The sequence below is a fragment of the Bradyrhizobium stylosanthis genome, assembly GCF_001641335.1.
Lineage (GTDB): Bacteria > Pseudomonadota > Alphaproteobacteria > Rhizobiales > Xanthobacteraceae > Bradyrhizobium > Bradyrhizobium stylosanthis.
The window spans coordinates 702,645-726,247 of the sequence record NZ_LVEM01000001.1 but is presented as its reverse complement, the minus strand read 5'-3'; the positions used below and the strand labels follow the sequence as shown (position 1 = coordinate 726,247).

Below are 23,603 nucleotides of genomic sequence, written 5' to 3'. Positions count from 1 at the left end.
TCCGAGGCTCTTCGGCCTCTGGTCGCCTATTCCCTAATATATGTCACAGCCGCGTGACAGGAAGGCTAAATATTGTGAACTATCAGCCCTTTCATTGTGCGCCGCACTCGTTTTGTGGGCACCCCGTTCTTTTACGGCTACGTCAAGGTGCAGGTCACTATCGGACGCAACCGGTCGCCACGGGGTTCAATTTCGCAGTAAACATGGGGTGAAACGGCCAAGCGCCAGTCTGGTTCCGGCAGGAACCTGCTTCTCAAATCGATCGGAAGTAGCCTTATACCGCCTCAGGCGCCGAGGATGTCGTGAACCTCGAGCGGCTTGTCGACCTGGCTGAACCACTCGGCGCGATTTGCCGCACGGCGCCGGCCGCGCTCGTCGAGCGGCAGCTTGAGCTGGCGGAGCAGGCTCGTCACCTCCTCCCGCGCAGTGAGATGGCCGAGATTGGGCCGCATGCCGAGCGTGGCCTCGTCGATCTCGTCGAGGGCGGTCAGGCCGCGCGGGAAGAATTCGCGGTAGACGACGCGCTCGGCGAAGCCGTCGACATAGCGGAAGCCGAGCCGCAGCGACAAATCCTTCAGGCCGTCGGCGACGAGCTGCTTGTTGCGCGAGCCGAGCATGGACAGGCGGTTGCGCACCACGATCCAGTCGGTACTCGAACCGTCGAGCTGGCGGCGCTTGCGCCTGACGTCCCGCACCATCTCGGCATAATGGCTCTCGCCCGTCACCGCGTAGCTGGCGGGATCGACGGTGCCGAGCACGTCGAAATCGAGGAAGCTGTCGTTGATCGGCGTGACCAGCGTGTCGGCCATCGAATGGGCGAGCCGCATCAGGTAGCTGTCGGTGCCCGGCGTATCGATGACGATGAAATCGAAACTGCTCTCGACCGCCGACACCGCCTCCATGAACTGCTGGAACTCGGAGTTCTCGTTGTCGGCGATCTGCATGGTCTCGCCGAGCTTGATGCAGCGGTGCACCGGCAGCTCGAGGTCGAGCTTGGTGCGGCGGGCCCAGGCCGCGCGGTTGTTGATGTAGTGGGTGAAGCTCTGCTGGCGGCAGTCGAGGTCGATGGTGGCGACGCGCTGGCCGGCTTTGAGAAGCGCAACGGCAATGTGCAAGGCGGTGGTCGATTTGCCAGAGCCGCCCTTCTCGTTACCAAGCACAACGACGTGCGCCGAGCCGGATTGGCTTTGGCTAGCCTGCACAAGCATGGCGATCCTCAACACCCCTAAGCAATATCTTCGAGTTGGCCGCGTCTGCGGTCAAGTGAAATGCGTGACAGGAAATGCAAATAGCAGTGCGCCATTCTTCATCATGAACAGCGGCGCCATCGTTCGTCTGTGATCCGGCCCACAATGTCGCGACGCCCTGCGCGGCCTTGCGCGGGATGCTGTGCCGCATCCGCATGCATGGCGTCCACGACAGCTGCTTGTTAAGGTTAGCCGGCCGCGCGGCAGGCCGCGCCCACCGATCCCCCAGCCCCCGAGTCCTGATGTCACGAAGCCCCCTGATTGCCCGCACGGTCCCAAGCTTGCGGCGCGCTACCGATAATCTCCGCAAGCGGAAGGCCACGATCGCGCTGGTCCCGACCATGGGGGCCCTCCATGACGGGCATGTGTCGCTGGTGCGCCTCGCCAAGCGGCGCGCGAGTCGCGTCGTGGTGTCGATCTTCGTCAACCCGACCCAGTTCGCTCCGACCGAAGACTTCGGCGCCTATCCGCGCACCTGGAAGTCGGACATTGCCAAGCTCGCGGCCGAGGACGTCGACATCGTCTGGCATCCCGGCGTCGAGGCCATGTATCCGCAGGGCTTTGCGACCCGCATCGTGCCGGAGGGGCCGGCGCTCGCCGGCCTCGAGGATCGCTTCCGGCCGCACTTCTTCGGCGGCGTCGCCACGGTCGTCGGCAAGCTGTTCACGCAATGCCGGCCCGATTTCGCGATCTTCGGCGAGAAGGACTTCCAGCAGTTGCGGGTGGTGGCGCAGATGGCGCGCGACCTCGATCTCGGCGTCAAGGTGATCGGCTCCCGCACCGTGCGCGAGCGCGACGGGCTCGCGATGTCCTCGCGCAACGTCTACCTCTCGGCCGAGGAGCGCCAGACCGCCACCGTCCTCTACCGCGCCATGAAGGACAGCGCCGGACGGATCAAGGCGGGCGAAGCCATCGCGCCGGCGATGGCGCGCGGCGCCGAGACGATCAGGGCGGCCGGCTTTGCGCTGGACTATTTCGAGGTCCGCCACGCCGAGACACTGGCCGAGGTCACCTCGCGCAAGGACGGGCCGCTGCGGATCCTGGTCGCGGCCAAGCTCGGCACGACGCGGCTGATCGACAATATCGCGGTTTAGAGCAGTCCGAGATCGCGCAGCTCGCGCCGCATCGGCTCGGGCATCGCCGCGATCGAGCTCGCGGCGGACTTGCCGAGATCGGACGGCACCGAATCGTCGGTGAGATAGCGCCAGCCCTGGAATGGGCGCATCGGCCGCGGCGAGACCGGGATCACCTTCGGCTGCATCACGATCCGGCAGCGTCCGATGCCGTCCTTGTCGCGGAACGGCTCGATGCCGATGATCTTTTCGCGCGCGGCGATCTCACCCTTGATGACCCAATAGAGCGAGCCGCCGCCGAGAATTTCGGCGTCACGCTTGGGCACCATGCGGGTGATGTGGATGTGATGTTGCGGCAGACCCTTCTTCTTGGCGGTCTGCATCCGTTCGGCCACCCACTCCTTCAATTCCTTGACGGAGTCGCAGCCGACGGCGAGCTTGATGAGATGTAGCGGCATGCCCCAGCATTAGCCGGGCAGCCACGCATTTGGAATGCCGAACTACTCGTTATCCGCAGCCGCGGGAGCTGCCGCTGCGGGCGGCGGCGCGAGCGGAACCGGTGGCGGAGCCGGCGCACGCGCGGCCTTCGGCGCCGGCGGCTTCTTGGCGGCCGGTGCCGCGGGAGCTGCGGCCTGCGCGGAGCTGGCGGCCGGCGCACGCGCCGCCGGCGCAGCGCCACCGGCAGGGGCGGCCTGGCGCGTCGCCGCGGTGGGTGGCTCCGGATTCATGATGCTCACCGGCGGCGTCGACGACGCGCTCGGGAATTCGGCATTGGTCGGCTTGCCCGTCGGCATCGTGGGCGGCAGCCCGGCGAGCGCAGCGGTGGCGGGCATCGCCGGCGCTCCTGCGGGCGCGTTCCAGATCGGCGCGTAGCGCGCGACCAGCGTATCGTAGAGATGGGAATCCATGTTGGCGGCGACCTGCTGCTGATCGGTCAGCGAGCGGAAGGCGGCACAATCGAACGGGGTACAGCCGTCGCGGGCGACCAGCACCTGCGCGACGAGGCCGTAGCGGTCGCGCTCGAGCGCCTTGCGCAGCACCTTCATGTCCAGCGTCAGGCTCTTGTCGGCGGAGGCGGCATCGCCGAGCGCGGTCAGCCGGTCGATCCGGGCCGCGGTATAGGCGACGGCGGCCGCCGCGGTCTCGGGCGCGCCGAACAGTGCCTTCTCGCAGCCGGCGGCCACGGCATCACCGGCGAGACCATCGAGGCAGGACAGCGCCGGCAGGCTTGCGGTGACCGCGGCCTGCGCACGCGCCTCGGTCGGCGCGTCCTCCGCGCCCGGCCCGTAGACGCGCACCATGGCCGCCCCCGCGATCGCGATGGACAGCAGCGTGATGACGGTCAACGCGCCGTTGGCGACCGACTTCTCGGCGCGCAGCAGCGTGATCAGCAGGATCAATCCAAAGAATCCGGCCGCCGCCAGCGTCATCCACATCGGAAAGGCCGCCGAGCGCCAGATTTGGTCGAACGAAGAGGCCCATGCCCAGTTCATGCGCGACGTCCCCTCACGCGAGCAAAGAGCGAATGGTCAAGCGAGCACCGCGAGTCGGCAACTGCCCCCGCCTCACCTTGTGAAGGCGAAGCGGGCCTTTTAACGGCGAGCAAAGCAAATTCGTCCGCGAAAGCAATGGGCGCGATCGTCGGCGCGTCAGGAGAGCGCCAGTTGACTTTCCTTGGCGACCCGCTCGAACGCTTCGGTCGAGCTCTTGATCCGGTACTGGCAATCGTCGCCTTCCGTCGGCAGCAGGCGGATCACTTCATACGAGCCGCTGGCAGCGGGGCGCGCGACGTTGCTGGCCGTGAACAAAACGCGCGTTCCAACGGGGAATTTGTGCTTCAACACCCTCTCCATTACTCAAACAACGCCTGCCTCGCCCATGGTCCCACTGCGATGGCCGGCCGGAAACCCGTGTGCTGTATAGCACGCATGCGGCGTTTTTGACCAGTCTCATGCGAGCCCGGTAAATATACAAATCAGTAAGTCTTTTCAGGACGATAAGCAGGCCTGCGGACCACGGTAATACCGCTGGAACCGGCTCCCTAGGCGGTATGGGGCAGATGCCCCTGCGGGCTGGCCTGGTCCACCGCCTTGGGCAGCTCCTGGGCCAGAATCTGGCCCAGTTGGTCGACCGGGATGTTGTAGCGCGCGGCGAGCTGGCGGACGGTGTCGCTGCCGAGCACGGCGCGGAGCTGGTCGGCCGAGATCGGCAAATTGTGGCCGTTGCCGAGCCAGGATTTGACCTGGTCGCCGAAGCCGGCCTGCTGGAGCTTGGCGACGATCGCGCTGAGGCCGCCCTGATTGTTGCTGCCGAGCACTTCGTTCAGCACGGCGGGCAGCACGGCGGCGCCGAGCTGGCCGAGTGCGCTGCGGAGCGCGGGATTGTTTTCCAGCGAGTCCAGGATTCCCATGGCGCCCTCTCCCAAGCCTTGGTTGCCGCGTGATTGAGCGCCGCCGGCTTGCTGATCGTCAAGCGGCGCCCGATCACATTCGCGGGTTAGGCATCCTCGAACTTCGCGATGACGAGCGTTTCGGCGATCCCCTCGCGGGTCCATTCCTGGAACGCCGGCAGCGCCATCATGGTGTCCATGTAGGCCTTCGTGTCCGGCGCAACGTCGATCGCGTAGGTACGGAAGCGATGCACGACCGGCGCATACATGGCATCCGCCGCGCCGAAGCGGCCGAACAGGAACGGTCCATTGGCACCGTAGCGCGCGCGGCACTCGCGCCAGATCTCCTCGATGCGCGCGACATTGGCCTTGGCGTCCGTCGACAGCGCCACGGCGCGGACCGGGCGGTGCAGGTTCATGCCGCATTCGCTGCGCAGCGCTACGAAGCCGGAATGCATCTCGGCGCACACCGAACGGGCATGGGCGCGGGCCGCGGCGTCGTCGGGCCACAGCTTCTTCTCGGGATAGCGCTCGGCGATGTATTCGATGATGGCGAGCGAATCCCACACCGTGGTCTCGCCATCGACCAGCACGGGCACCTTGCCGGCGCGGCTGAAGGACAGGATCTGCTGCTTGTCCGCGGGGTTGTCGGTGTAGAGCGGGATCACGGTCTCCACGAACGGGATGTCGTTCGCGCGCAGCGCGAGCCAGGGCCGCATCGACCATGACGAGTAGTTCTTGTTGCCGATCGCGAGCTTGAGCGTTGCCATGTCACTGATCCCTTCGAAAGTCCGTCTGGTGCGGCTGCTTTTAGCGCCATCGCCTGCCGCCAATCAATCGTTGCCGCGCCCGGACATGCGTGGCAATCGTTGCGATCCCCGAGGGAGCAAGACATGAGCAGGCACTGGGTCGACATCACCGCGGTCGGCTTCTTCATCATCGAATGGCTGGCCTATGCCCTGACGCTGGAGCATTCAGCCTATGGCCGCGACAGCCTGTCGGCGCGCATGAACCGCTATCGCGAGGTCTGGGTGCGCCGCTTGCTCGATCGCGAGACCCGCATGGTCGACATGCAGATCATGGCCTCCTTGCAGAACGGCACCGCCTTCTTCGCCTCCACCAGCCTGTTCGCGCTCGGCGGCGCGCTGGCGCTGCTGCACGCCACCAACGACGCGATCACGATTCTGAGCAAGCTGCCGATCGACCTCAGCACCTCGCCGGCGATGTGGGAGCTGAAATGCGTCGGCCTCGTGCTGATCTGCGTCTACGCGTTCTTCAAGTTCGCCTGGGCCTATCGCCTGTTCAACTATGTCGCGATCCTGTTCGGCGGCATGCCGCCGGCCTCGCAAGCCGGCACGCCGCAGGCCGAGGCTCACGTCATCCGCACCTCGCGCGTCTTCGAATCCGCCGGCCGCCATTTCAACCGCGGCCAGCGCGCCTTCTTCTTCGCGCTCGGCTATCTCGGCTGGTTCGTCAGCCCCTGGGTGCTGTTCGTGACCACGGCCGCGGTGGTGATCGTGACCTGGCGGCGGCAGTTTGCATCGAGCGCCTGGGCGGCGATGGCGCCGGAGGTCGTGGATGGTGATGAAGGCGCGGTGAAGCGCGGTCATTGATGCGCCCGTGTCCCGGACGCGCCGCAGCGTGCAACGCTGCTGCGCAGAGCCGGGACCCAGAAGGCAATACGGGGCAATTCAGCGACATGGGCCCCGGCTCTGCAGCGCACCGTCGCAGTGACGCTGCGCTGCGTCCGGGGCACGAGAACGGGGTATGACGCGTACTCTCTCGATGTCTCGTAGCCCGGATGAGCGAAGCGACATCCGGGACCTTCGCGAGACAATAGCCGGGTATCGCTTCTCACCCGGGCTACGCGGGAGCTACCCGCCAAAATCCCGCGGGCTGAACGGCAGATCCATCACCTTCCACTCTCCGTACAGATCGCGCGGCAGCATCTTGTAGGGTTGGCAGGCCTGCAGCGCGCTCATGGCGGACTTCACGATGGCCACGCCCTTGGCGGATGGCGGGGCCGCCATCAGGATCGGCTCGCGCGCCAGCGTGCCGTCGGTGGCGAACACCGCACGCAGCTTGATGTGGACGTTGTCGGTTGGATCGAGCCCGGCCGGCAGTTTCGAGCAGCTTCGCAAATGCCGCCGCAACTCGGCGATGACTTCGGGCGGAAGCTTCGCGGCGATCGAATCCTTGGAATCGCCCCCGTCGTCCTTGGGCGTGTCCTTCGGCTCCACCGGCAATTCGGGCGGCAGGCCCAGCATCACGCCGTATTTGACGGTGACGTCGGGCTCCGGGGCCCGATAGGCCGGCGGCGGCGTTGCCTCGGGCTGCGACATCGCAGCTGGCGGCGGTTGCGCTGCTGGTGGCTGCGGCATCGCCTGGGGCGGCGATTGCGGGGTCTGCTGAGGCGGCTGTTGCGGCGTCGGCTGCGGCGGCTGTTGCGGCTGTGCGTTGGCCTCGCGCGGTTTCGGCACGGGTGACGGCTGTGGCTGTGGCTGCGATTGCTGCTGCGTCGGCTTCTGCTGCTGGGGTTCGGGCGATGGCTGCGCTGCAGCCGGCTGCTTGGCCGCCGGCTTCGACATCGGCTCCGACTTGTCGGTGGCATCGAGCTTCGGCAGCTTCAGGTCGGGGAGCGGCTCCGGCGGCTTCTCCTTGGCCTCTTCCTTGGCCTTCTCCTCCGCTCGCGCCTCTTCCTGCTTGACCTGCTCGGGCGTGACGATGTCGACCGCAACGGCCTCCGGCGCAGCGGCGTGAAACGGATGGACCTCGCTGATCACGATGATCAGCGCCACCAGCGTCAGATGCGCAATCGCCGACGCCGCAATGTCCGTCCGTATGATCTTCCGCAGTTCCATCGACCGATCTTGGGTTGCCGTCGCGGTCCTAGCATACCCCAGTGCCCTCTCAATCCCATTTCGGCGCGAAGCCGAAATCGGTCAGGCGGCCCCTCGGGCTGGCCAGCGCGGCGATCTCAGTCATCTCGTCGTCGGCGAGCTCGAAATCGAAGATATCGATGTTTTCCGACAGGCGTTCGACGCGCGAGGTGCGCGGGATCGCCGCAACGTTCTGCTGCACCAGCCAGCGCAGGCAGACCTGCGCCGGCGTCTTGCGATGCGCGCGGCCGATCGCGGCGAGCGTCTGGTCGGACTTGATGCGGCCCTTGGCGACGGGGCTGTAGGCGACCAGCGCGAGGCCGTGCTGGTCGCAGGCCGCCCTCACCTTCGCCTGGTCGAGATAGGGATGGTATTCGACCTGGTTGCAGACCAGCGGCTCGGACGACAGCGCGACCGCCTGCTCCATCAGTGCCACCGTGAAGTTGGAGACGCCGATGTGGCGCGCCAGGCCCATGCGCTTGGCATGCGACAGCGCGCCGAGCGTCTCCGCCAGCGGCACATGCGGATTGGGCCAGTGCAGCAGCAGGAGATCGACGCTGGGAAGCCGCATGCGCGCGAGGCTCTCCTTGACCGAACGCTCCAGATCGTGGGGCGCGAAATGATTGGTCCAGACTTTCGTGGTGAGGAAGACGTCGTCGCGGCGCACGCCGGAGGCGCGCAAGCCGTCGCCGACCTCGCGCTCGTTCTCGTAGACCTGGGCGGTGTCGATGTGACGATAGCCGAGCCGCAGCGCCTGCTCGACCACGCGCGCGCAGGTGCGCCCTTCCAGCTCCCAGGTGCCGAGCCCGATTGCGGGAATCCTTGCGCCACTGGCCTCGACGAACAGCATGAGGAATCCTCTCTGTTACGGCAGCCCCAAGCGTCATTATGGACCCGGTCCGCGAGAGTGCAACGGACGCCCGGCCGGATCTTCGGCGCAATGCTAACAGGAGGTTCGTGTCAGACTTTGGCGAGCGCCTGGAACACCGTGTCGGGCGCATGCGCGATCACTGCCAGCAGCGCGCGGGCGGGTCCCCGCGGGGCGCGCTTGCCCTGCTCCCAGTTGCGGATGGTTTCGACGGGAACGCCGAGCTTGGCGGCGAACTCCATCTGGGTCAGGCAGGCGCGGCGGCGAAGATCGCGCACCGCGAGCGAACTGGTATCGGCAGCGGCGGCATGGGCCGCGGGTTCGGCCGCCAGCGGCTGGACCGGAAATTCCTGTCCATCCCGCAACTCAACGACCCGTCCGTCCGCCTTCAGCCGCAACCGCATGTCCATTCCCCCAAGCGGGCATGATGATGCGGCAGGTCGCTTAAGTTCGGATTAAAGATGATGGCGTCGCGTAGACGGTCTCGTGCCCCGGACGCTGCGCAGCACGAAGTGATGCGCTGCAGAGCCGGGGCCCATGTTGCCCAGTGGACCGTGCCGCGTTCTGGGTCCCGGTTCTGCGCAGCAGCGCTATGCGCTGCAGCGCGCCCGGGACACGAGAGCACGAGTTGCCCCCGCCCCTACTTCAACCCGAACCACAGCGTCGCAATGCCAAGGAAGGAGAAGAAGCCGACCACATCCGTCACCGTGGTGACGAAGGTGCCGGACGCTACCGCCGGGTCGACCCTGACCCGCTCCAGCGCCATCGGGATCAGGATGCCGCCGAGCGCGCCGGCGACGAGGTTGCAGATGATGGCGAGGCCGATGACGATGCCGAGGCCCGGGATCTTGAACCAGGCCACCGCCGCGATGCCGGTGATCACGGCAAAGGCAAGGCCGTTGACGAGGCCGACCAGCAACTCGCGCACCACCACGCGCCAGGCGTTGGAGGAGCCGAGCTCGCGGGTCGCGAGCGCGCGCACCGCTACCGTCATGGTCTGGGTCGCGGCATTGCCGCCCTGGCTCGCCACGATCGGCGCCAGCACCGCGAGCGCCACCATCTTCTCGAGCTGGCCCTCGAACAGGCCGAGCACGGAGGACGCCAGGAACGCGGTGGCGAGGTTGACCAGCAGCCAGTTGAAGCGGCCGCGGGCGATGGTGAGGAAGGTGTCCGACAGCTCTTCGTCGCTGGTGACGCCGCCGAGCGCTTTGAGGTCCTCGTCGGCCTCCTCCTCGATGACGTCGACGACGTCGTCGACGGTGATGACGCCGACGAGGCGATCCTGGGTGTCGAGCACGGGGGCTGCGACGAGATTGTACTTGCCGAACATGCGCGCCACCTCCTCCTGGTCCTCCAGGACGGAGACGCGGCGGCGGTCCTCGTCGGTCAGCTCGGCGAGCGCCACCGGCCGGCGGGCGCGCAGCAGCACGTCGAGCGGGACTGCGCCCTGCCAATGCTGCTCCTTGTCGACGACGTAGATCTCGTAGAAGCGGTCGGGCAGATCCGGCGTCTCGCGCATGTAGTCGATCGCCTGTCCGACGGTGAAATCCTGGGGCACCGCGATGAACTCGGTCTGCATGCGTCGGCCGGCGGAGTTTTCCGGATACAGCAGGCTGCGCTCGAGCGCGACGCGCTCCTGCAAGGGCAGCCTCTCGAGGATCTCCTCCTGCTCGGCCTCGTCGAGGGTCTCCAGCAGCTCGACCGCGTCGTCGGATTCGAGCTCGCGGACGCCTTCGGCGACCGTCTCCGGCGGCAGCTCCTCGAGGATCTCCTCGCGGACGCTCTCGTCGACCTCGTTCAACGCAGAGAAGTCGAAGTCGCGCCCCGTGAGCTCGACCAGGCGGACGCGGTCGTCGGGCGCCAGCGCCCCGATCAGGTCGCCGAGATCGGCCTCGTGCAGCTCGGCGACGCAGGCGCGCAGCGACACACTGTCGCCGGCCTCGATCGCATGCGCGATTTCCTCGACGAATTCGTGCCGAATTTCGCCGTCTTCATTGCGCATCGGCACGTGGTCGAGTACCGAATCCGCGGCGGATGGGGCACCGTCCATATGTTCATCCATGGCGCGCCTCGCCGTTTGACAGGTTGGAACGAGTGGTCTGAGCTGATGGTTCAGGCAATACCCACAAGGCGACTCCAAGCGCAATGGCAAAGATGCTTCGGCTGAAATGGACATCGATGTCGGCGGGCGCGGTCCTCGCGGCCCTCGCCGGCATCGCCTCTGCGGAGGCTGCCGAGTGCCCGCGCAAGGATGCGCTCGGCACCTCGCGCATCCTGAGCGTCGACGCCAAGGCCACGCCGCGTGTCGGCTTGAAGAGCTTTCCGCAGACGCTGGCGCTGGCCGATCACGAGGTCGTGCTGACCTTCGACGACGGCCCGCATCCGCCGACCACGTCGAAGGTGCTGGCGGCGCTGGCGCAGGAATGCGTGCGCGCGACCTTCTTCCTGATCGGCCTGCACGCCGCCGAGCACCCCGAGATGGTCAAGCGCATCGCGCGCGAGGGCCACACCATCGGCCATCACACCTTCTCGCATCCGTTCATGGCGCGGATCCCGTTCGAGAAGGCGAAGAGCGAGATCGACCGCGGCATCGCGGCCGACGAGATGGCGCTCAACGGGGTCTCGACCACGACGCCGTCGACGCCGTTCTTCCGCTTCCCCTATTTCGAGGCGACGCAGGCACAGCTCGATCTCCTGCAGTCGCGCGGCATCGTCGTGTTCGGGGCCGACCTCTGGGCCAGCGACTGGAACGAGATGACGCCCGAGCAGGAATTGAAGCTGGTCACCGAGCGCCTGGCTGCGGCCGGCAAGGGTATCATCCTGTTCCATGATCCCAAGGCGCGCACGGCGGCGATCATGCCGGCCTTCCTGCGCTACCTGAAAGACAACGGTTTTCGCGTGGTTCACGTGGTCCCGGGCACGTCACAGAAGAGCGCCGACACGCGCTGATGCCGGAATGTCACGCCGGCGCAAAATGGGGTGATTTTGACCCTATTAACAGTCCGTTCATGCTACGCCATGCAAAGATGGAAGGGGACTTGCGCCTGAACCGTTTCGGTGCAGCTCCGACCTAATGATGGCGGCAGTCGCGCATGAGGGCAGACCGGGTTCATGATCGGAAGTAGCGTTGTTGTTCGGACGCGATCGTGGATCGTCCTTCTGGGATTGCTGACCGCCGGTGCACCGGCGGCCTACGCTGCCGATTGCCCTGGCCATCCGGACGCGCTCGGGACCTCCCGCACCCTTGTCGTCGATCCGCGCGAGCATCCGCTGATCGGCACCATGCAGTATCGCGAGACGCTGCCGCTGAAGGACCACGAGGTCGTCCTCACCTTCGACGACGGTCCGCTGCCGAAATATTCGAACCAGATCCTCAAGATGCTCGACGACGAGTGCATCAAGGCGACGTTCTTCATCATCGGGCAGCAGGCCAAGGCGAATCCGGAAGGCGTACGCAAGCTGATCGCAGCGGGCCACACCGTCGGCACCCACAGCATGGACCATCCGCTGACGTTCGACCGGATGCCAATCGAGAAGTTCGAGCCCGAGATCAACGGCGGAATCCAGTGGACCTCGGCTGCGATGACCGATCCGTCGAAGCAGCTCGCGCCGTTCTTCCGCATTCCCGGCCTGATGCGGGCCGAGGCCGTCGAGAACTATCTGATCTCGCGCGGCATCCAGGTCTGGAGCGCCGACTTCCCGGCCGACGACTGGCGGCACGTATCGTCCGATCGCGTCTATCAGCTCGCGATCCAGCGGCTGGAGGCCAAGGGCAAGGGCATTCTGCTGCTGCACGACATCCAGGCGCGCACCGTGGCGGCGTTCCCGAAGATCATCCGCGACCTCAAGGCGCGCGGCTATCGCATCGTGCATGTGGTGCCCGCGACCGCCGAGCGTCCGGCGACGCCGACCACGCCGGTGGAGTGGCTGCTGCATCCGCCGACCGAGACGACGCCGATCGCCCGCTGGCCGCGCGTGCCGGGCTTCGTGTTCGCACAGACCCAGACACTGCCGGCGCCTTCCCTTGCCGACCTCAACGCGCAGACCGAGCATCAGCCGCTGCTGCCGCGCCGGACCAGGGCGCAGACGGATATCGCATCCACCCTGCCCGTGCCCGGCCGCGATCTGTTCGCGATCCCCGAGGGCTCGGTCGAGGTGCTGCTGTCGACCAGCTTGTCGCGGCGCGCCGCGACACGGCTTGCCATGGCAGCCGAGACGCCCGGCACGGCCAGGGGCAAGACCGCCAAGGGCAAGGCCGGCAAGCCGCACGCTGGCCGCACCGCGCATGCGGCGCCCGCTGCCGCCAAGCACGGTGCGCAGGCCAAGAACATCGCACCCAAGGGCACGGCCCACCCGACCCGCGTCGCGACCAGCGCGAAGAAGCGCGCCTGAGGCGCGGCTTGCCGGCGCGTCAGGCTGCTGTCAGGCGATCCCGTCGGAACGCCGCGGCGTCCGTTACTGCCGGAAGATGGCCGCGACGCAGAGCAGCACGATCAACGCCAGGAAGAACAAGTCCATATAGGATTTGAGCTCGCCGTCGCGCCGCAACCGCGCGACGTCGGCGACGACCTGCTTGCGCGCGCTGGTTCCGCCCGAGCCGTCGTTGATCGGCGCCTGGAGCCGCTTCGTCTCGGCCTCCAGCTTCTCGATTTTCTGGTAGAAGTAGAACGCCCGCAGCGTCGAGGCCGCGCGCATGCCGGCATAGATCAGCACCAGGATCGCGATGATCGCCCGGTTCTGATATTTCTCCATGAAGTTCAGGCTGAAATACACCATCGCCATGAAGGCGAAATTGGTGACAAAGCGGTAGACGAAGCTGAGAAAGACCATGCTGGCTTGAGCCTTCAGGATGCGCAACGGAAAGCGTGTCGCGAATGCGGGGTCAGGGAGGCCCGGGCCGGAACTGCCGGCAGGATCCCTGCAGGCGCCCGTCTACGCCAACAATGTTTCAACAAAGATACCAAGGCCCGGCAACTTGCCGCCTTTTAGCCAGCACCCCTCCCGCCCGCAACGGCTCAATGGCGATTTGGCGGAAGACGCGATAGACTGGGGACTGCCGCCATATCTGGGGTCTGCCGATGCCGAAAAAGGGAATCACGGGCCACGACGAATGGGTTTTGACCGAGGCCCTCGCGACCGCGCTGGTCGCGCTCGAGCAGCTCGAGCCGAAGCACCAGCCGAGCGCGCATATGGACGACATCCGCAAGATGCTTGCGAACGGCAAGGAGGCGTCGGCGGTGAGCCTGCACCTCGCCCAGGCCAAATGCCGCCTGTTCCCGGAGTCCGATCCGCTGGAGATCTATAAGGAGTACGGCATCGGCGACGAATACGGCTGAGCGCGGCGAACCAGCGGGCGGCGATCACCGCCCTCCTCGCGCCAGAACTCCGCCAATTCCTCCGCCGTCGCGAGATCGACCTGGCCGTGGAAGCGGGTGCGATACTTGCTCATCAGCGCACCTGCACGCGGTCGTTGTCGGCTCAGCCGCCGTACTGCTGCTTCATGTATTTCAGGTAGTTGCCGAGGTGGTGCTGCCAGAAATAGTCCAGCTTCTGGCATCCCGGCGTCCCGTCGCTCGGATTGCCGCCCGGGGTGGCGAAGAGCGGCAGCAGCGCGCCGGCGTCTGCATAATTCAGCGAAGCCTGAATCTGGTCGAGGATCTGTTGGATCACGTCCGAGATCGTCGATCCCGTGATCGGTGCGGCGGTCGGCGCGCCGAGATCGGCGGCGCTCAAGTGGATCGTCTCGGATGTCAGTCTTCGGGACAGACTCTCGACCCGCTGCTTGAGCCGTCCCACCGCATCGTCGCGAACACGATTGACCGCGGCCTGACCGTCGGCGGCCACGCTGCCGAGCGCGATCATTGCCTCGGGATCGGGACTGCCGCCGAACCCACGCAGCGGATTTGGCGTGTTGAGGTCTGATATCCACTCCAGCGCAAACGGCGCCTGCGGCACCCAGTCCTGGGTCGACGTCACCGCCCAGGCGTTTCCGCCGACCGCGGCAAGCTGCGCGTAATCATATGCGTAATGGTCGTTGCCGGCCTTGGCGGGCGCGAACGTGTAGGTCTTGTAGGCCGGCCCCTTGAAAGCATCCGTCGAGTGCCGGACCAGCGAGGTAAGCAGCGTGGCTATCGAGGCACCCTGGCTGTGCCCGGTGATGTAGACGTCGTTGCCCTGCTGCGCGAGCAGCGCCAAGGTCACGAACAACGGGCTGTTGGTGGTGAACAGCATGAGCATCAAGCTCAGAGCGAAGCCCGAATGCACGCTCGCTTTTACCGCGCTGTCGCCCTCGTCTCGCGCGAGGTAGAACGGCAGCGAGATCGAACCGAGCTTCACGTCAAAGCGCGCGTTGATCAGGGGGAACAGCAAGTCGGCCAATACGCTGGAAGCAGTTGCGACCGTGCCGCGCACGGCGATCGCGTATTGGGTGGTGTCACTCTGGTTCTGCCAGACCTGCCAGTAATTATCCAACAGCGTGGGGCTCGTCGGAGTCAGGTCCTTGCGGATTGTCCAATTCGAGCTTGGATCGGGCACGGGAGGAACGCCGCAGGTCGCCACCACCTCGGTCAGCGATGGTGTCCCGGCATAGGCATGCTGCGCCATCTCGAGCAGAAGCTGCGCCTCCGCGAACTGAAATCCCGGCTTGAGCGTCATGCTACCCTCCCTGCAAAGGTGCTCGACTCCGGCCGACCGTGTTCGGACCCGGAAGCCAGCAACCGATATTTGGCATTTCTTGGAGTTGATCAATTATAGGGTGTAATAGCACTATATTGCAATAATAAGATGTCGATCGACCCACGTCCCTGACAGCCTATTCCGGGGAACAATTGCGTGAGCAGGGAGAATCCGCAGGCCGAAACCGCGGCACGTCCATCGTTCGGGATTCGGCGGCACGTCGAGCGTGGCGATCGACGATCTCGATCCGGTTGGACTTTGCGAGAAACGACACCAGGCATCTGCCGGTGAAATCGGCTTGCGGCGCTTCCCCACGGGGCGTAGCTTTCAACCCTACGTAGCTCATTCGAAAGCATCTATCGGGTTCGGCCAGGCGGGAGAGAGCAATGGCAGATGTCCCATGGCACCTTTCCGGTGACTATTTCGAGAATTGCAGTTGCAGCATCGTGTGTCCCTGCCTGGTGTCGGCGGCCCCTCCATTGACCGCGCGGCCGACCGAGGGCTTCTGCAACGTACCGCTGATCTTCCACATCGAGAGTGGCCGGTATGGCGATGTCGCGCTCGATGGGATGAATGTGCTCGTCGTCCTCCACGCGCCTGGAGTCATGGCGGACGGAGATTGGTCGGTGGCCGCCTATATCGATCAGCGCGCCAATGATGAGCAGACCGAGGCCCTGGCTGCAATCTTCACCGGCGGTGCCGGCGGTCCGATGGCCGCGTTCACGCCGCTGATCAGCAAGAACCTGGGGGTGCGCAAGGTGCCGATCACGTTCCGGACCGACGGCAAGACGCGGTCGGCGGAGATCCCCGGCATCCTGCACATGTCCGTCGATCCCTTGCCGACCATGCATCCGAGCGGGGAAATGTGGGTGAACATCGGTCATCCCGTCAGCCCCGACGCGATGGTGATGGCCGTCGGCGCCGCTGGCAATACCTTCAGCGATCATGGGATGCGCTGGGATAATTCCGGCAGGAACGGCCTCTATGCGCCGATCCGCTGGTCGAACCAGGCGTGATGTAAACTCCCGATACCGGCCTGCATCAGGGCCGCCAACGTCGCTCGCAAATGACGGACAGCCCCCTGGAAACCGTGCTGAGACGCGATCGCTGGATCGTCGGCGGCGCGATCGGCCTCCTTGTCGCGCTGGCATGGAGCTATGTGCTCTGGCTCGCCAACGACATGGACATGGGCGGCATGGACATGACCGACTTCCGCATGATCCCGGCCGGGATCGGAATCATGCTGCCGGCCAATGAGCCCTGGCGAACGATCGAGTTCGCCTATGTGTTCCTGATGTGGGCGGTGATGATGGTCGGAATGATGGCACCCTCGGCCGCGCCCATGATCCTGATGTACGCCCGCGTCGGCCGACAGGGCAAAGCGCAAGGCAAGCCGTTCGCCGCGACCGGCTGGTTTGCCGCCGGTTATCTCCTCGCCTGGTGCGGCTTTTCGCTGGCGGCCACTTTTGTCCAATGGGCGATCGAGCGGGCAGCCCTGCTGGATTCCCGGATGGCGATCGCGAGCGACCTGCTCGGCGCCATCGTGCTGATCGCGGCGGGTGTCTATCAGTGGACACCGCTCAAAGACGTCTGCCTAGCCCAATGCCAGTCGCCATTTCTGTTCCTGATGCGCCACGGCGGCTTTCGCGGCGACCTGCGAGGCTGCCTGCTGCTTGGCTTTCGACACGGAGGCTATTGTGTCGGCTGCTGCTGGGTTTTGATGGCGCTGTTGTTCGTCGGCGGTGCGATGAACGTACTCTGGATTGCGCTTTTGGCGCTGCTTGTCCTTCTGGAGAAGCTCACGCCGATCGGACGCTGGATCGCGCGCGCCGCCGGCGTTGCAAGTGTGGCCGCGGGCGTTTGGCTGCTGTTGTCCTTGCCGCGGTGATTTGGCGGACGCTGATCTCCGACGAGGAAGCCGCAACTCGCATGAGTCCCACGGAGCGACTTTCCTTACGGGCGGAATGCCGAAAGATCAGGCCGATGCGATCGCGGCCAGACGAGCGGCCACTTCATCGATCTCGTCAGACGTGGTGGCCCTTCCCAGGCTGAAGCGGATCGCCCCCATTCCGATTCTCTCGGGCACGCCCATCGCGGCGAGAACGGGTGAGAGCTCGATCCGCCCCGCATGGCACGCCGAACCCGTCGATGCTGCGACACCGCTCAGCTCTCCCAGTATGTCCCCGCCGATCTTGCCGACGAACGACACGTTGAGGGTATTGGGCAAACGATGTGTCGCATGGCCATTGAGGGCGACACTATCGCCGAATCGATTTTGCAGCGCCTGCCAGAAGCGATCGCGTAGAGCCCGAACACGTTCCATCGGTGCAAGGTCTGCGACTGTCGCGCAGGCCGTCCCGAGCCCAACCGCGAGCAGTGCGCTCTCGGTTCCGGCGCGTCGGCCCGACTCGTGGCCGGCGCCGTGAATGAGGGGATCCAGTTCGACCCCGCCGCGTACATAGAGCGCGCCGACGCCTTTGGGGGCATAGAGCTTGTGACCGGCGATCGACAGCAGATCGACGCCGAGCGCGTCGACCTTGGTCGATATCTTTCCGACCGATTGCGCCGCGTCCGTGTGAAGGCGAATCCCGTGCTCCCGTGCGAGCGCGCTTATTTCCTCGATCGGCTGGATTGTGCCGACTTCGTTGTTGGCGTGCATGATGCTGATCAGGACTGTCTGCGGGGTAATGGCGCGGCGCACGTCCTCGGGATCGACGCGGCCGGTGCGATCAACCGGAAGATACGTGACCACAGTGCCGAGCCGTTCGAGAAACCGGCAGGGAGCAAGAACGGCGGGATGCTCGACCGCCGATGTTATGATGTGCGCCCCTTTGCGGTTCAGCGCGAAGAACGTGCCCTTGATGGCCAGGTTGTTTGCTTCGCTGCCGCCGCTGGTGAAAATGATCTCGTCTGGTGCGGCGCCGAGCAGCGCGGCGACCTGGCCGCGGGCCTGCTCCAGGGCGGCTTTCGCCGGGATGCTGGCCCAATGGCCGCTGGACGGATTGCCGAACGCCTCGTCCAGGAACGGCCGCATCGCTGCCGCCACCGCCGGATCGATGGGCGTGCTCGCGTTGTAGTCGAGATAGATCGGTCGCATGCCAACTCCTCGGGGCGGTTCAAAACACCAACACCTTCTCGGCGGAAACGGTGATCGTCGCGAGTTCAGCCATGGTGCTGCGTCTCACGCCACTCAACATCTCGGCATCAGCGAGGCCGCGGGCATCCATGCAGGTGCCGCAAAGCAGGACCTGTCCTTTACCCGCGAGAACGCCCTTCAGCATGCGCTCCACGTTGTAATAGCCGTCCGGCGTCTTCTGGCCCGACTTCGCGCAGGTGACCGCATCTGCCATCAAGAACACCGTCACGGCGATCGCAGGATCGGCCTTGGCGAGAGCGAGGGCGAGTCGCAGGCCGTTGTAGCACCGCTCGCTGCCATAGGGCGGGTCGTTCAGTATCAGCAGAACTTGCACGGGCGCGTTTCCCCTCATCCAGCCAGGCGAGCTTTTTGAGTCGGCGTCCCGGTCTATTCGCTTAGAACACGTCGGCCGTCCTCGAACTCCGCCTTGTCGATCTCACCGCGCGCAAAGCGCTCCTTGAGAATATCGAGCGGTGTGCGCGTAATTGGTGCGGCTGTATTGTCCCGTGCTGACCCGCTTAGCCAGCGAACCGAGATAACAACGAGGACAATCAGGGCCGCGAGAGACAAGATCATGAACAACGGACCGAAGATCATGCCGGACCATCCTCCGCCCCAGCCCATCATATGCGGACCCCAACCGTAGTAGCGTTCAGTGTCTGGCGATGCCTGCGCCCATGCTAGACCGGGTAACAGGCAGAAAGCGCCGATCATCTGGACCAAGACTTTTCGCATTGGCTTGCTCCATCATAAACGAAACGAACTCTACTCCGCCGGCGGGTTCGCCTTTTGCGCAAGATCAACGGAAGTCGCCTCGCCTTCGCGCATAATCAACGCAACGACGCCGCCGGAAATGAACGTGAGGGCGGCGATCGAACCAATGGCGGCTGAAAGTCCGAAGCTGTCCGCGATCACGCCAGCCGATAGCGCGCCTATCGCGTAGCCGAGATCGCGCCAGAAGCGATAGACACTGAGCGAACGGGCGCGCCAGCTCGGATGCGACGCATCAGAGACCGCCGCGATCAGGCTTGGGTAAACCATCGCCGTGCCGACACCGAGCAGGACGCTCGCGACGAGCCACCATTCGAAGTGACTGGTCGCCGCAGTCAGGAACAGGCCCGCGGCCTGCACCCACATGCCGGCGGCGATCAGGCCCTTGCGGCCCCAGCGGTCCGACAGCGGACCGGTCGCGATCTGCAGGATACCCCAGACTGCCGGGTAGACCGCCTTCAGGATGCCGATGCGCTCGACCGACAGGCCAAACGACACGAAGAACAGCGGGAAGATGCCCCAGCTCATGCCGTCATTGAGGTTATTGACGAGTCCGGCCTGGGAAGCGGCGAACAGGTTGCGATCTCTGAAAGACGTCAGGAGGAAGATCTCTCGAAAACTGATCGGCGCCGCCTGCCGCGCATGGCCCGCCGTCTCGAGCCGCACATGATCGCGGGTGTCGCGCACCAAAAGGATCGAAAGTGCGAAGCCCAGGATCGCATAGGCAACGCCGAGATAGATCGGCGCCGGCCTCAGCCCGTATTCCGATGCAATGTATCCGGTGAGAAAGGCTGTCACGCCCACCGCGAGATAGCCCGCGAATTCGTTCAGGCCAACGGCAAGGCCACGCGATTTCGGGCCAACCAGATCGATCTTCATGATGACCGTCATCGACCATGCAAAGCCCTGGTTGATGCCGAGCAGCGCGTTGGCCGCGATGACCCACTTCCAGCTTGGCGCGGCGATGATCATGAACGGCACTGGCAGGCCAACGAGCCAGCCGAGAATGAGAACCCGCTTGCGTCCCCAGGCGTCGGCGAGCTGACCGGAAACCAGGTTGGCGCAGGCCTTCACCACGCCGAAGCTGACGATGAAGGAGACGACCAGAGTGGTCGAACTGATCCGAAACTCCTCGGCGCCGATCAGCGGCACAACGGTGCGCTCGATCCCAACCATGCCACCGACGAAGGCATTGATCAGGACAAGCAAGGCGAATTGCGGCCAGTTCTCCTTCAGGCCGAGCCTGACTGATGGGGCAGCTTGTGGACTGGATACCGCTTCGCTCATCGGATCACGCGGCAGCCGCGACGCCCGAATTGGCCGCCCTGATCTTCGCGGCCTCCGGCGGCGCCGGCGGAATCTCCGACACCATGAAGCGAATGAACTCGGCTTCATCCGCGATCATGAACGCCTGGTTATGCCGCTTCTCGAAGCCGATGGTCGACCAAGGCTTGCCACTGAGCCGCCGGCCGCAGACTGAACCGGCATAGGCGCCGGCCAGCACCTCGACGTCGTCTGGAAGCTCCTTCAAGCGACGTGCGCTGTGAAACAATTGCTTCGCGCCTTCTTCGGCGCTCGTGGCCAGCTCGGTACGCCCGAGATCGCCGACCATCAGCGTGTGGCCGCTGAGAACGAACCAGGGCTCCTCGCCGCGGGTGTGATCGGTCACGAGGATGCAGATGTGCTCGGGCGTGTGGCCAGGCGTGTGCATCACCTTGGCCGTGACGTTGCCGAGCGGAAGGACGTCCCCGTCCCGCACGCCCTTGAACGGAAACCCGACGCCCGCCTCGGCCGAGAGCACATAGGGCGCACCGGTCGCCTCAGCGAGCGCCCGCCCGGTGGAGATGTGGTCGGCGTGGACGTGAGTGTCGATCACGTAGTTGATCTTCATGCCGGCATTTTCTGCGGCTTGAAGGTAGGGTCGGATATCGCCAACGGGATCGACCACCGCTCCCGTCGCCTTGCCGCCGCAGCCGAAGAGGTAGGAGATGCCGACCGGATCGTGATGCAAGAACTGACGCAGGATCATGGGCTTGCACTCCTCCACGAGAGCAGGTAAATCATATTCAATCGATCTGCTGAATGATATATCCAGGAGCAACCGTGTCAAGCACCGGACCGAAACAGGCGATCTACGAGAACCTCGCCGAAGTGGCACAGGCGCTCGGGCACTCGCATCGGCTTGAGCTTCTGGAGCATCTCGCCCAAGGCGTGCGGACCGTCGAAGAACTATCCGTCCGGGCGCATCTGACGTTTGCCAACACCTCACGCCACCTGCAGATCCTGAGGCGGGCCCGCCTCGTCGAGACGGAGCGCCGCGGCAAGAACGTTCTCTATCGCCTGGCGGGCGAATCCGAAGTGGTCGCCCTGCTTAAGGCGCTGGGTCGCGTCGGCGAACGAAATGTCGCCGAGATCGGCCGTGTCGTGACTGACTACTTTCAGGCGCGCGACTCGCTCGAGCCGGTCTCCCGTGACGACCTGATCGCAAGGTTGCGGGACGATCTGGTCACGGTGCTCGATGTGAGACCGGTAGACGAGTTCGCGCTCGGCCATCTTCCCGGCGCTCTCAACATTCCGCTCGCCGAACTGGAACGACGTCTCGGCGAACTTCCGAAAGGCCGCGAAGTGATCGCCTATTGTCGTGGTCCCTATTGCGTCCTTTCGTTCGAAGCCGTGGCAGCGCTCAGAGCCCGCGGTTATCGCATCCGCCGGCTTGAGGATGGCTACCCCGAGTGGAAGGCCGCCGGTCTACCCATCGAATCCCTCGCCTAAGCCAACTGGATCCTGTTGCATCATGGACAAGAAAATCGATCGCGCGGATGGCGCATGGCCGATTGCCGGCGAGAAGAATCACTCTGCCCCTTCGGTGTTCCGACCCGAAGCCCTGTTGAGGGAAGCACGCAGGCAGAGGGAGTTGCCGCTTGTCGCGGTACCCGAGGTCTGCGTGCTGGACCCGGATGGCGATGTCGTGCGCTATCTCAAGCGGACCGGCGCGGGACGCATTCATGAAGGATGGGCCTGCTACCACACCGAGCTTCTCGCTTTCGATCTCGAGGGCATCGGCGAGGTCGGGATCGTGGGCTGTGCGGTCGGCGCTCCCTTTGCCGTGCTGGTCGCCGAGCAGCTTTTCGCATCCGGATGCCGGCTGCTCGTCAGCGTCACGTCCGCCGGCCAGATCACCCCGATCGGACCGACGCCCTACTTTGTTCTGATCGACCGCGCGCTACGCGATGAGGGAACGAGCTATCACTATCTGCCGGGCTCCACGTTCGCCGAGGCACCTGACGCGAAGCTCCTCGCTCGCGTCGAGCAGACGGGGCTCGCCCTCCCTGGCATCGCGTTGCATCGGGGTGCAACGTGGACGACAGATGCGCCCTATCGCGAAACCGAGTCGGCGATCGCGCGGGCGCGCCAGCTCGGCCTGCTGGCCGTTGAGATGGAAGCTGCGGCCCTCTATGCGTTCAGCGCAACTAGCGGACGTTCCATCGTGTGCTTCGCGCATGTGACCAACTCCATGGCCCAGACGGAGGGGGATTTCGAGAAGGGCGAGGCAGATGGCGCAAAGGCGACGCTGGCTGTCATCGCCACCACCGCTCGTGTCTGGCGCAGTTAGCGGCGATCGCGCGAGCAAATAGGGATTTGCATCGCATGCCGTTGGTTCAAATGGACACGACCAACAGAGCGCAACGCTGGACCCAGACGCAAAATTTCGAGCACGGAGCCCCACGAAATCGGCAACATCCGCCGCGATCATAATGCGAGGGGAGAGAAATCGCGAAAATGTTTTCGCGTCAATGGGTTATCACCATTGGTGCGCTCGGAGGGCGTTCGCATTTCTTGCGAATTCAATGGCTTATTCCAGCAACTTGGATCGAAAGGTTCATTTCGACCCCAACGGGTCCCTTTCAGCTTGCGGTGCGAAGCCATCCGATCGAAGGTCGGTCGTAGGGAGCCCGAGGCGGCGACCGTTAACCTTTCATTAACCACACAGCGCCAACCTCCCCTCCAAACAAAGGGAGTCGCAAATGGCGATGTTTCGAATTCAGCTCGCCGACGGCGAGCGGAACTTGAAGACCGACCTCAAAGCTTTGAACGAGGACTCAGCTCGCAGCGCCGCGGAGAAATGGTTCGACGGCGCTCGTTGGCGCATCGTCGCGATCCGACGTTTGTCCGACTGAGGCCGGCGGGTCGCGGTCGGAACCAACAGTCCGATGGACTCGCGCCAAATCCGCTGCACGGGGATATCGAACAATCATGCACCAGCGCCTGGAAGACCTTCCGCTCGAAGAGTTCGCGATCATTGTCGATGGCCACTCTAAAGCGACCTTCTCTACCAGAGAAGGCGCACACAGGGCGGCCATCGAGCTTAAGGGCCGGTTTCCGGCCATCCAAATCAAGGTCTACGACGCGGCCGCAAGGCAGACCGAATTTACCTGATCAAACCCTGATGACGTTCCAGTCTGAGACCGCAGCTCGTTAGCTGATCACCGGGCGAGCCTAACGCCCACGACGAGCCGTCTCAATTGAGATCGGATTTCCTAATCTTGTGGGACGGTTGCGCATGC

28 protein-coding genes are annotated in these 23,603 nt (G+C 64.9%); 11 read left to right on the top strand and 17 right to left on the bottom strand.

Going from position 1 to position 23,603, the window contains the following annotated elements:
- Positions 1–284: 284 nt before the first annotated feature.
- Positions 285–1,208 carry a division plane positioning ATPase MipZ gene (locus A7X65_RS03625; protein WP_063682960.1) on the bottom strand — a complete coding sequence of 308 codons (924 nt, stop codon included), beginning with the start codon at positions 1,206–1,208 and terminating at the stop codon, positions 285–287.
- 281 nt (positions 1,209–1,489) lie between these two features.
- On the opposite strand from A7X65_RS03625, the gene panC reads away from it, so the two are divergent.
- Positions 1,490–2,341 (top strand): pantoate--beta-alanine ligase, encoded by an 852-nt coding sequence (gene panC, locus A7X65_RS03620; protein ID WP_063682959.1) that lies wholly within the window; start codon positions 1,490–1,492, stop codon positions 2,339–2,341.
- On the opposite strand, the gene A7X65_RS03615 is transcribed toward panC, so the two are convergent.
- From A7X65_RS03615 to A7X65_RS03595, 5 genes are all read right to left on the bottom strand, one after another.
- The gene (locus A7X65_RS03615; protein WP_063682957.1) at positions 2,338–2,778 is read right to left on the bottom strand and encodes a DUF1489 family protein; all 441 of its coding nucleotides are present in this window, start codon (positions 2,776–2,778) and stop codon (positions 2,338–2,340) included. The two genes, panC and A7X65_RS03615, sit on opposite strands and share 4 nt — an antisense overlap.
- A 42-nt stretch (positions 2,779–2,820) precedes the next feature.
- On the bottom strand, positions 2,821–3,813 hold the full coding sequence (locus A7X65_RS03610) for a hypothetical protein (RefSeq protein ID WP_063682955.1): 993 nt from the start codon (positions 3,811–3,813) through the stop codon (positions 2,821–2,823).
- Between the two features lie 156 nt (positions 3,814–3,969).
- Complete coding sequence (locus tag A7X65_RS03605) at positions 3,970–4,173, bottom strand: hypothetical protein (RefSeq protein ID WP_018647393.1); 204 nt, start codon at positions 4,171–4,173, stop codon at positions 3,970–3,972.
- A 188-nt stretch (positions 4,174–4,361) separates the two neighbouring features.
- On the bottom strand, positions 4,362–4,874 hold the full coding sequence (locus tag A7X65_RS03600; RefSeq protein WP_347336371.1) for a YidB family protein: 513 nt from the start codon (positions 4,872–4,874) through the stop codon (positions 4,362–4,364).
- Positions 4,817–5,479, bottom strand: coding sequence for a glutathione S-transferase family protein (locus A7X65_RS03595; RefSeq protein ID WP_063682953.1), 663 nt, complete (start codon positions 5,477–5,479; stop codon positions 4,817–4,819). The genes A7X65_RS03600 and A7X65_RS03595 overlap by 58 nt, the downstream gene beginning before the upstream one ends.
- A 123-nt stretch (positions 5,480–5,602) precedes the next feature.
- Between A7X65_RS03595 and A7X65_RS03590 the strand changes: the two genes are divergently transcribed.
- Positions 5,603–6,322, top strand: a complete 720-nt coding sequence (locus tag A7X65_RS03590) for a DUF599 domain-containing protein (protein WP_063682952.1) — start codon at positions 5,603–5,605, stop codon at positions 6,320–6,322.
- A gap of 261 nt (positions 6,323–6,583) precedes the next feature.
- On the opposite strand, the gene A7X65_RS03585 is transcribed toward A7X65_RS03590, so the two are convergent.
- From A7X65_RS03585 to mgtE, 4 genes are all read right to left on the bottom strand, one after another.
- Complete coding sequence (locus A7X65_RS03585) at positions 6,584–7,570, bottom strand: hypothetical protein (RefSeq protein ID WP_063682951.1); 987 nt, start codon at positions 7,568–7,570, stop codon at positions 6,584–6,586.
- 49 nt (positions 7,571–7,619) lie between these two features.
- Positions 7,620–8,438 (bottom strand): aldo/keto reductase, encoded by an 819-nt coding sequence (locus A7X65_RS03580; protein ID WP_063682950.1) that lies wholly within the window; start codon positions 8,436–8,438, stop codon positions 7,620–7,622.
- Between the two features lie 110 nt (positions 8,439–8,548).
- Positions 8,549–8,866 carry a helix-turn-helix domain-containing protein gene (locus A7X65_RS03575; RefSeq protein ID WP_063682949.1) on the bottom strand — a complete coding sequence of 106 codons (318 nt, stop codon included), beginning with the start codon at positions 8,864–8,866 and terminating at the stop codon, positions 8,549–8,551.
- 230 nt (positions 8,867–9,096) lie between these two features.
- Positions 9,097–10,518 carry a magnesium transporter gene (gene mgtE, locus A7X65_RS03570; protein WP_063682948.1) on the bottom strand — a complete coding sequence of 474 codons (1,422 nt, stop codon included), beginning with the start codon at positions 10,516–10,518 and terminating at the stop codon, positions 9,097–9,099.
- Between the two features lie 116 nt (positions 10,519–10,634).
- On the opposite strand from mgtE, the gene A7X65_RS03565 reads away from it, so the two are divergent.
- Both A7X65_RS03565 and A7X65_RS03560 read left to right on the top strand, forming a co-directional pair.
- A complete protein-coding gene (locus A7X65_RS03565) occupies positions 10,635–11,405 on the top strand; it encodes a polysaccharide deacetylase family protein (protein WP_063684781.1) in 771 nt (256 codons plus the stop codon).
- Between the two features lie 162 nt (positions 11,406–11,567).
- Entirely contained in the window at positions 11,568–12,848 is a 1,281-nt protein-coding gene (locus tag A7X65_RS03560; protein WP_063682947.1) for a polysaccharide deacetylase family protein, read from the top strand.
- 63 nt (positions 12,849–12,911) lie between these two features.
- Here the strand turns inward: A7X65_RS03560 and A7X65_RS03555 are convergent, their stop codons facing one another.
- Positions 12,912–13,286, bottom strand: coding sequence for a hypothetical protein (locus A7X65_RS03555; RefSeq protein WP_063684780.1), 375 nt, complete (start codon positions 13,284–13,286; stop codon positions 12,912–12,914).
- A 248-nt stretch (positions 13,287–13,534) separates the two neighbouring features.
- Between A7X65_RS03555 and A7X65_RS42475 the strand changes: the two genes are divergently transcribed.
- Positions 13,535–13,792, top strand: a complete 258-nt coding sequence (locus A7X65_RS42475; protein WP_063682946.1) for a hypothetical protein — start codon at positions 13,535–13,537, stop codon at positions 13,790–13,792.
- A 142-nt stretch (positions 13,793–13,934) separates the two neighbouring features.
- Here A7X65_RS42475 and A7X65_RS03545 read toward each other — a convergent pair whose 3' ends face one another.
- Positions 13,935–15,110, bottom strand: a complete 1,176-nt coding sequence (locus A7X65_RS03545) for a lipase family protein (RefSeq protein ID WP_063682945.1) — start codon at positions 15,108–15,110, stop codon at positions 13,935–13,937.
- Between the two features lie 407 nt (positions 15,111–15,517).
- On the opposite strand from A7X65_RS03545, the gene A7X65_RS03540 reads away from it, so the two are divergent.
- Positions 15,518–16,147 (top strand): DUF1326 domain-containing protein, encoded by a 630-nt coding sequence (locus A7X65_RS03540; RefSeq protein ID WP_063682944.1) that lies wholly within the window; start codon positions 15,518–15,520, stop codon positions 16,145–16,147.
- A gap of 50 nt (positions 16,148–16,197) precedes the next feature.
- Positions 16,198–17,019: a DUF2182 domain-containing protein gene (locus tag A7X65_RS03535; protein WP_063682943.1), complete on the top strand. Its 822-nt coding sequence runs from the start codon at positions 16,198–16,200 to the stop codon at positions 17,017–17,019.
- A gap of 87 nt (positions 17,020–17,106) precedes the next feature.
- Here the strand turns inward: A7X65_RS03535 and A7X65_RS03530 are convergent, their stop codons facing one another.
- The 5 genes from A7X65_RS03530 to A7X65_RS03510 are packed head-to-tail and all read right to left on the bottom strand — an operon-like array spanning position 17,107 to position 21,067.
- On the bottom strand, positions 17,107–18,228 hold the full coding sequence (locus tag A7X65_RS03530; RefSeq protein ID WP_063682942.1) for a cysteine desulfurase family protein: 1,122 nt from the start codon (positions 18,226–18,228) through the stop codon (positions 17,107–17,109).
- A gap of 19 nt (positions 18,229–18,247) precedes the next feature.
- The gene (locus A7X65_RS03525; RefSeq protein ID WP_145666572.1) at positions 18,248–18,601 is read right to left on the bottom strand and encodes a DsrE/DsrF/TusD sulfur relay family protein; all 354 of its coding nucleotides are present in this window, start codon (positions 18,599–18,601) and stop codon (positions 18,248–18,250) included.
- Positions 18,602–18,654: 53 nt separating this feature from the next.
- Positions 18,655–19,002: an SHOCT domain-containing protein gene (locus A7X65_RS03520; protein ID WP_063682940.1), complete on the bottom strand. Its 348-nt coding sequence runs from the start codon at positions 19,000–19,002 to the stop codon at positions 18,655–18,657.
- Between the two features lie 30 nt (positions 19,003–19,032).
- Positions 19,033–20,325 (bottom strand): MFS transporter, encoded by a 1,293-nt coding sequence (locus A7X65_RS03515; protein WP_063682939.1) that lies wholly within the window; start codon positions 20,323–20,325, stop codon positions 19,033–19,035.
- A gap of 4 nt (positions 20,326–20,329) precedes the next feature.
- Positions 20,330–21,067, bottom strand: coding sequence for an MBL fold metallo-hydrolase (locus A7X65_RS03510; RefSeq protein ID WP_063682938.1), 738 nt, complete (start codon positions 21,065–21,067; stop codon positions 20,330–20,332).
- A 74-nt stretch (positions 21,068–21,141) separates the two neighbouring features.
- Here A7X65_RS03510 and A7X65_RS03505 point away from each other — a divergent pair, with 74 nt between their 5' ends.
- From A7X65_RS03505 to A7X65_RS03495, 4 genes are all read left to right on the top strand, one after another.
- The gene (locus A7X65_RS03505) at positions 21,142–21,810 is read left to right on the top strand and encodes an ArsR/SmtB family transcription factor (RefSeq protein ID WP_063682937.1); all 669 of its coding nucleotides are present in this window, start codon (positions 21,142–21,144) and stop codon (positions 21,808–21,810) included.
- A gap of 22 nt (positions 21,811–21,832) precedes the next feature.
- Positions 21,833–22,651, top strand: coding sequence for a nucleoside phosphorylase (locus A7X65_RS03500; RefSeq protein WP_063682936.1), 819 nt, complete (start codon positions 21,833–21,835; stop codon positions 22,649–22,651).
- Positions 22,652–23,063: 412 nt separating this feature from the next.
- The gene (locus A7X65_RS41455) at positions 23,064–23,216 is read left to right on the top strand and encodes a hypothetical protein (protein ID WP_156527619.1); all 153 of its coding nucleotides are present in this window, start codon (positions 23,064–23,066) and stop codon (positions 23,214–23,216) included.
- Between the two features lie 76 nt (positions 23,217–23,292).
- Entirely contained in the window at positions 23,293–23,475 is a 183-nt protein-coding gene (locus A7X65_RS03495; protein ID WP_063682935.1) for a hypothetical protein, read from the top strand.
- Positions 23,476–23,603 lie beyond the last annotated feature (128 nt).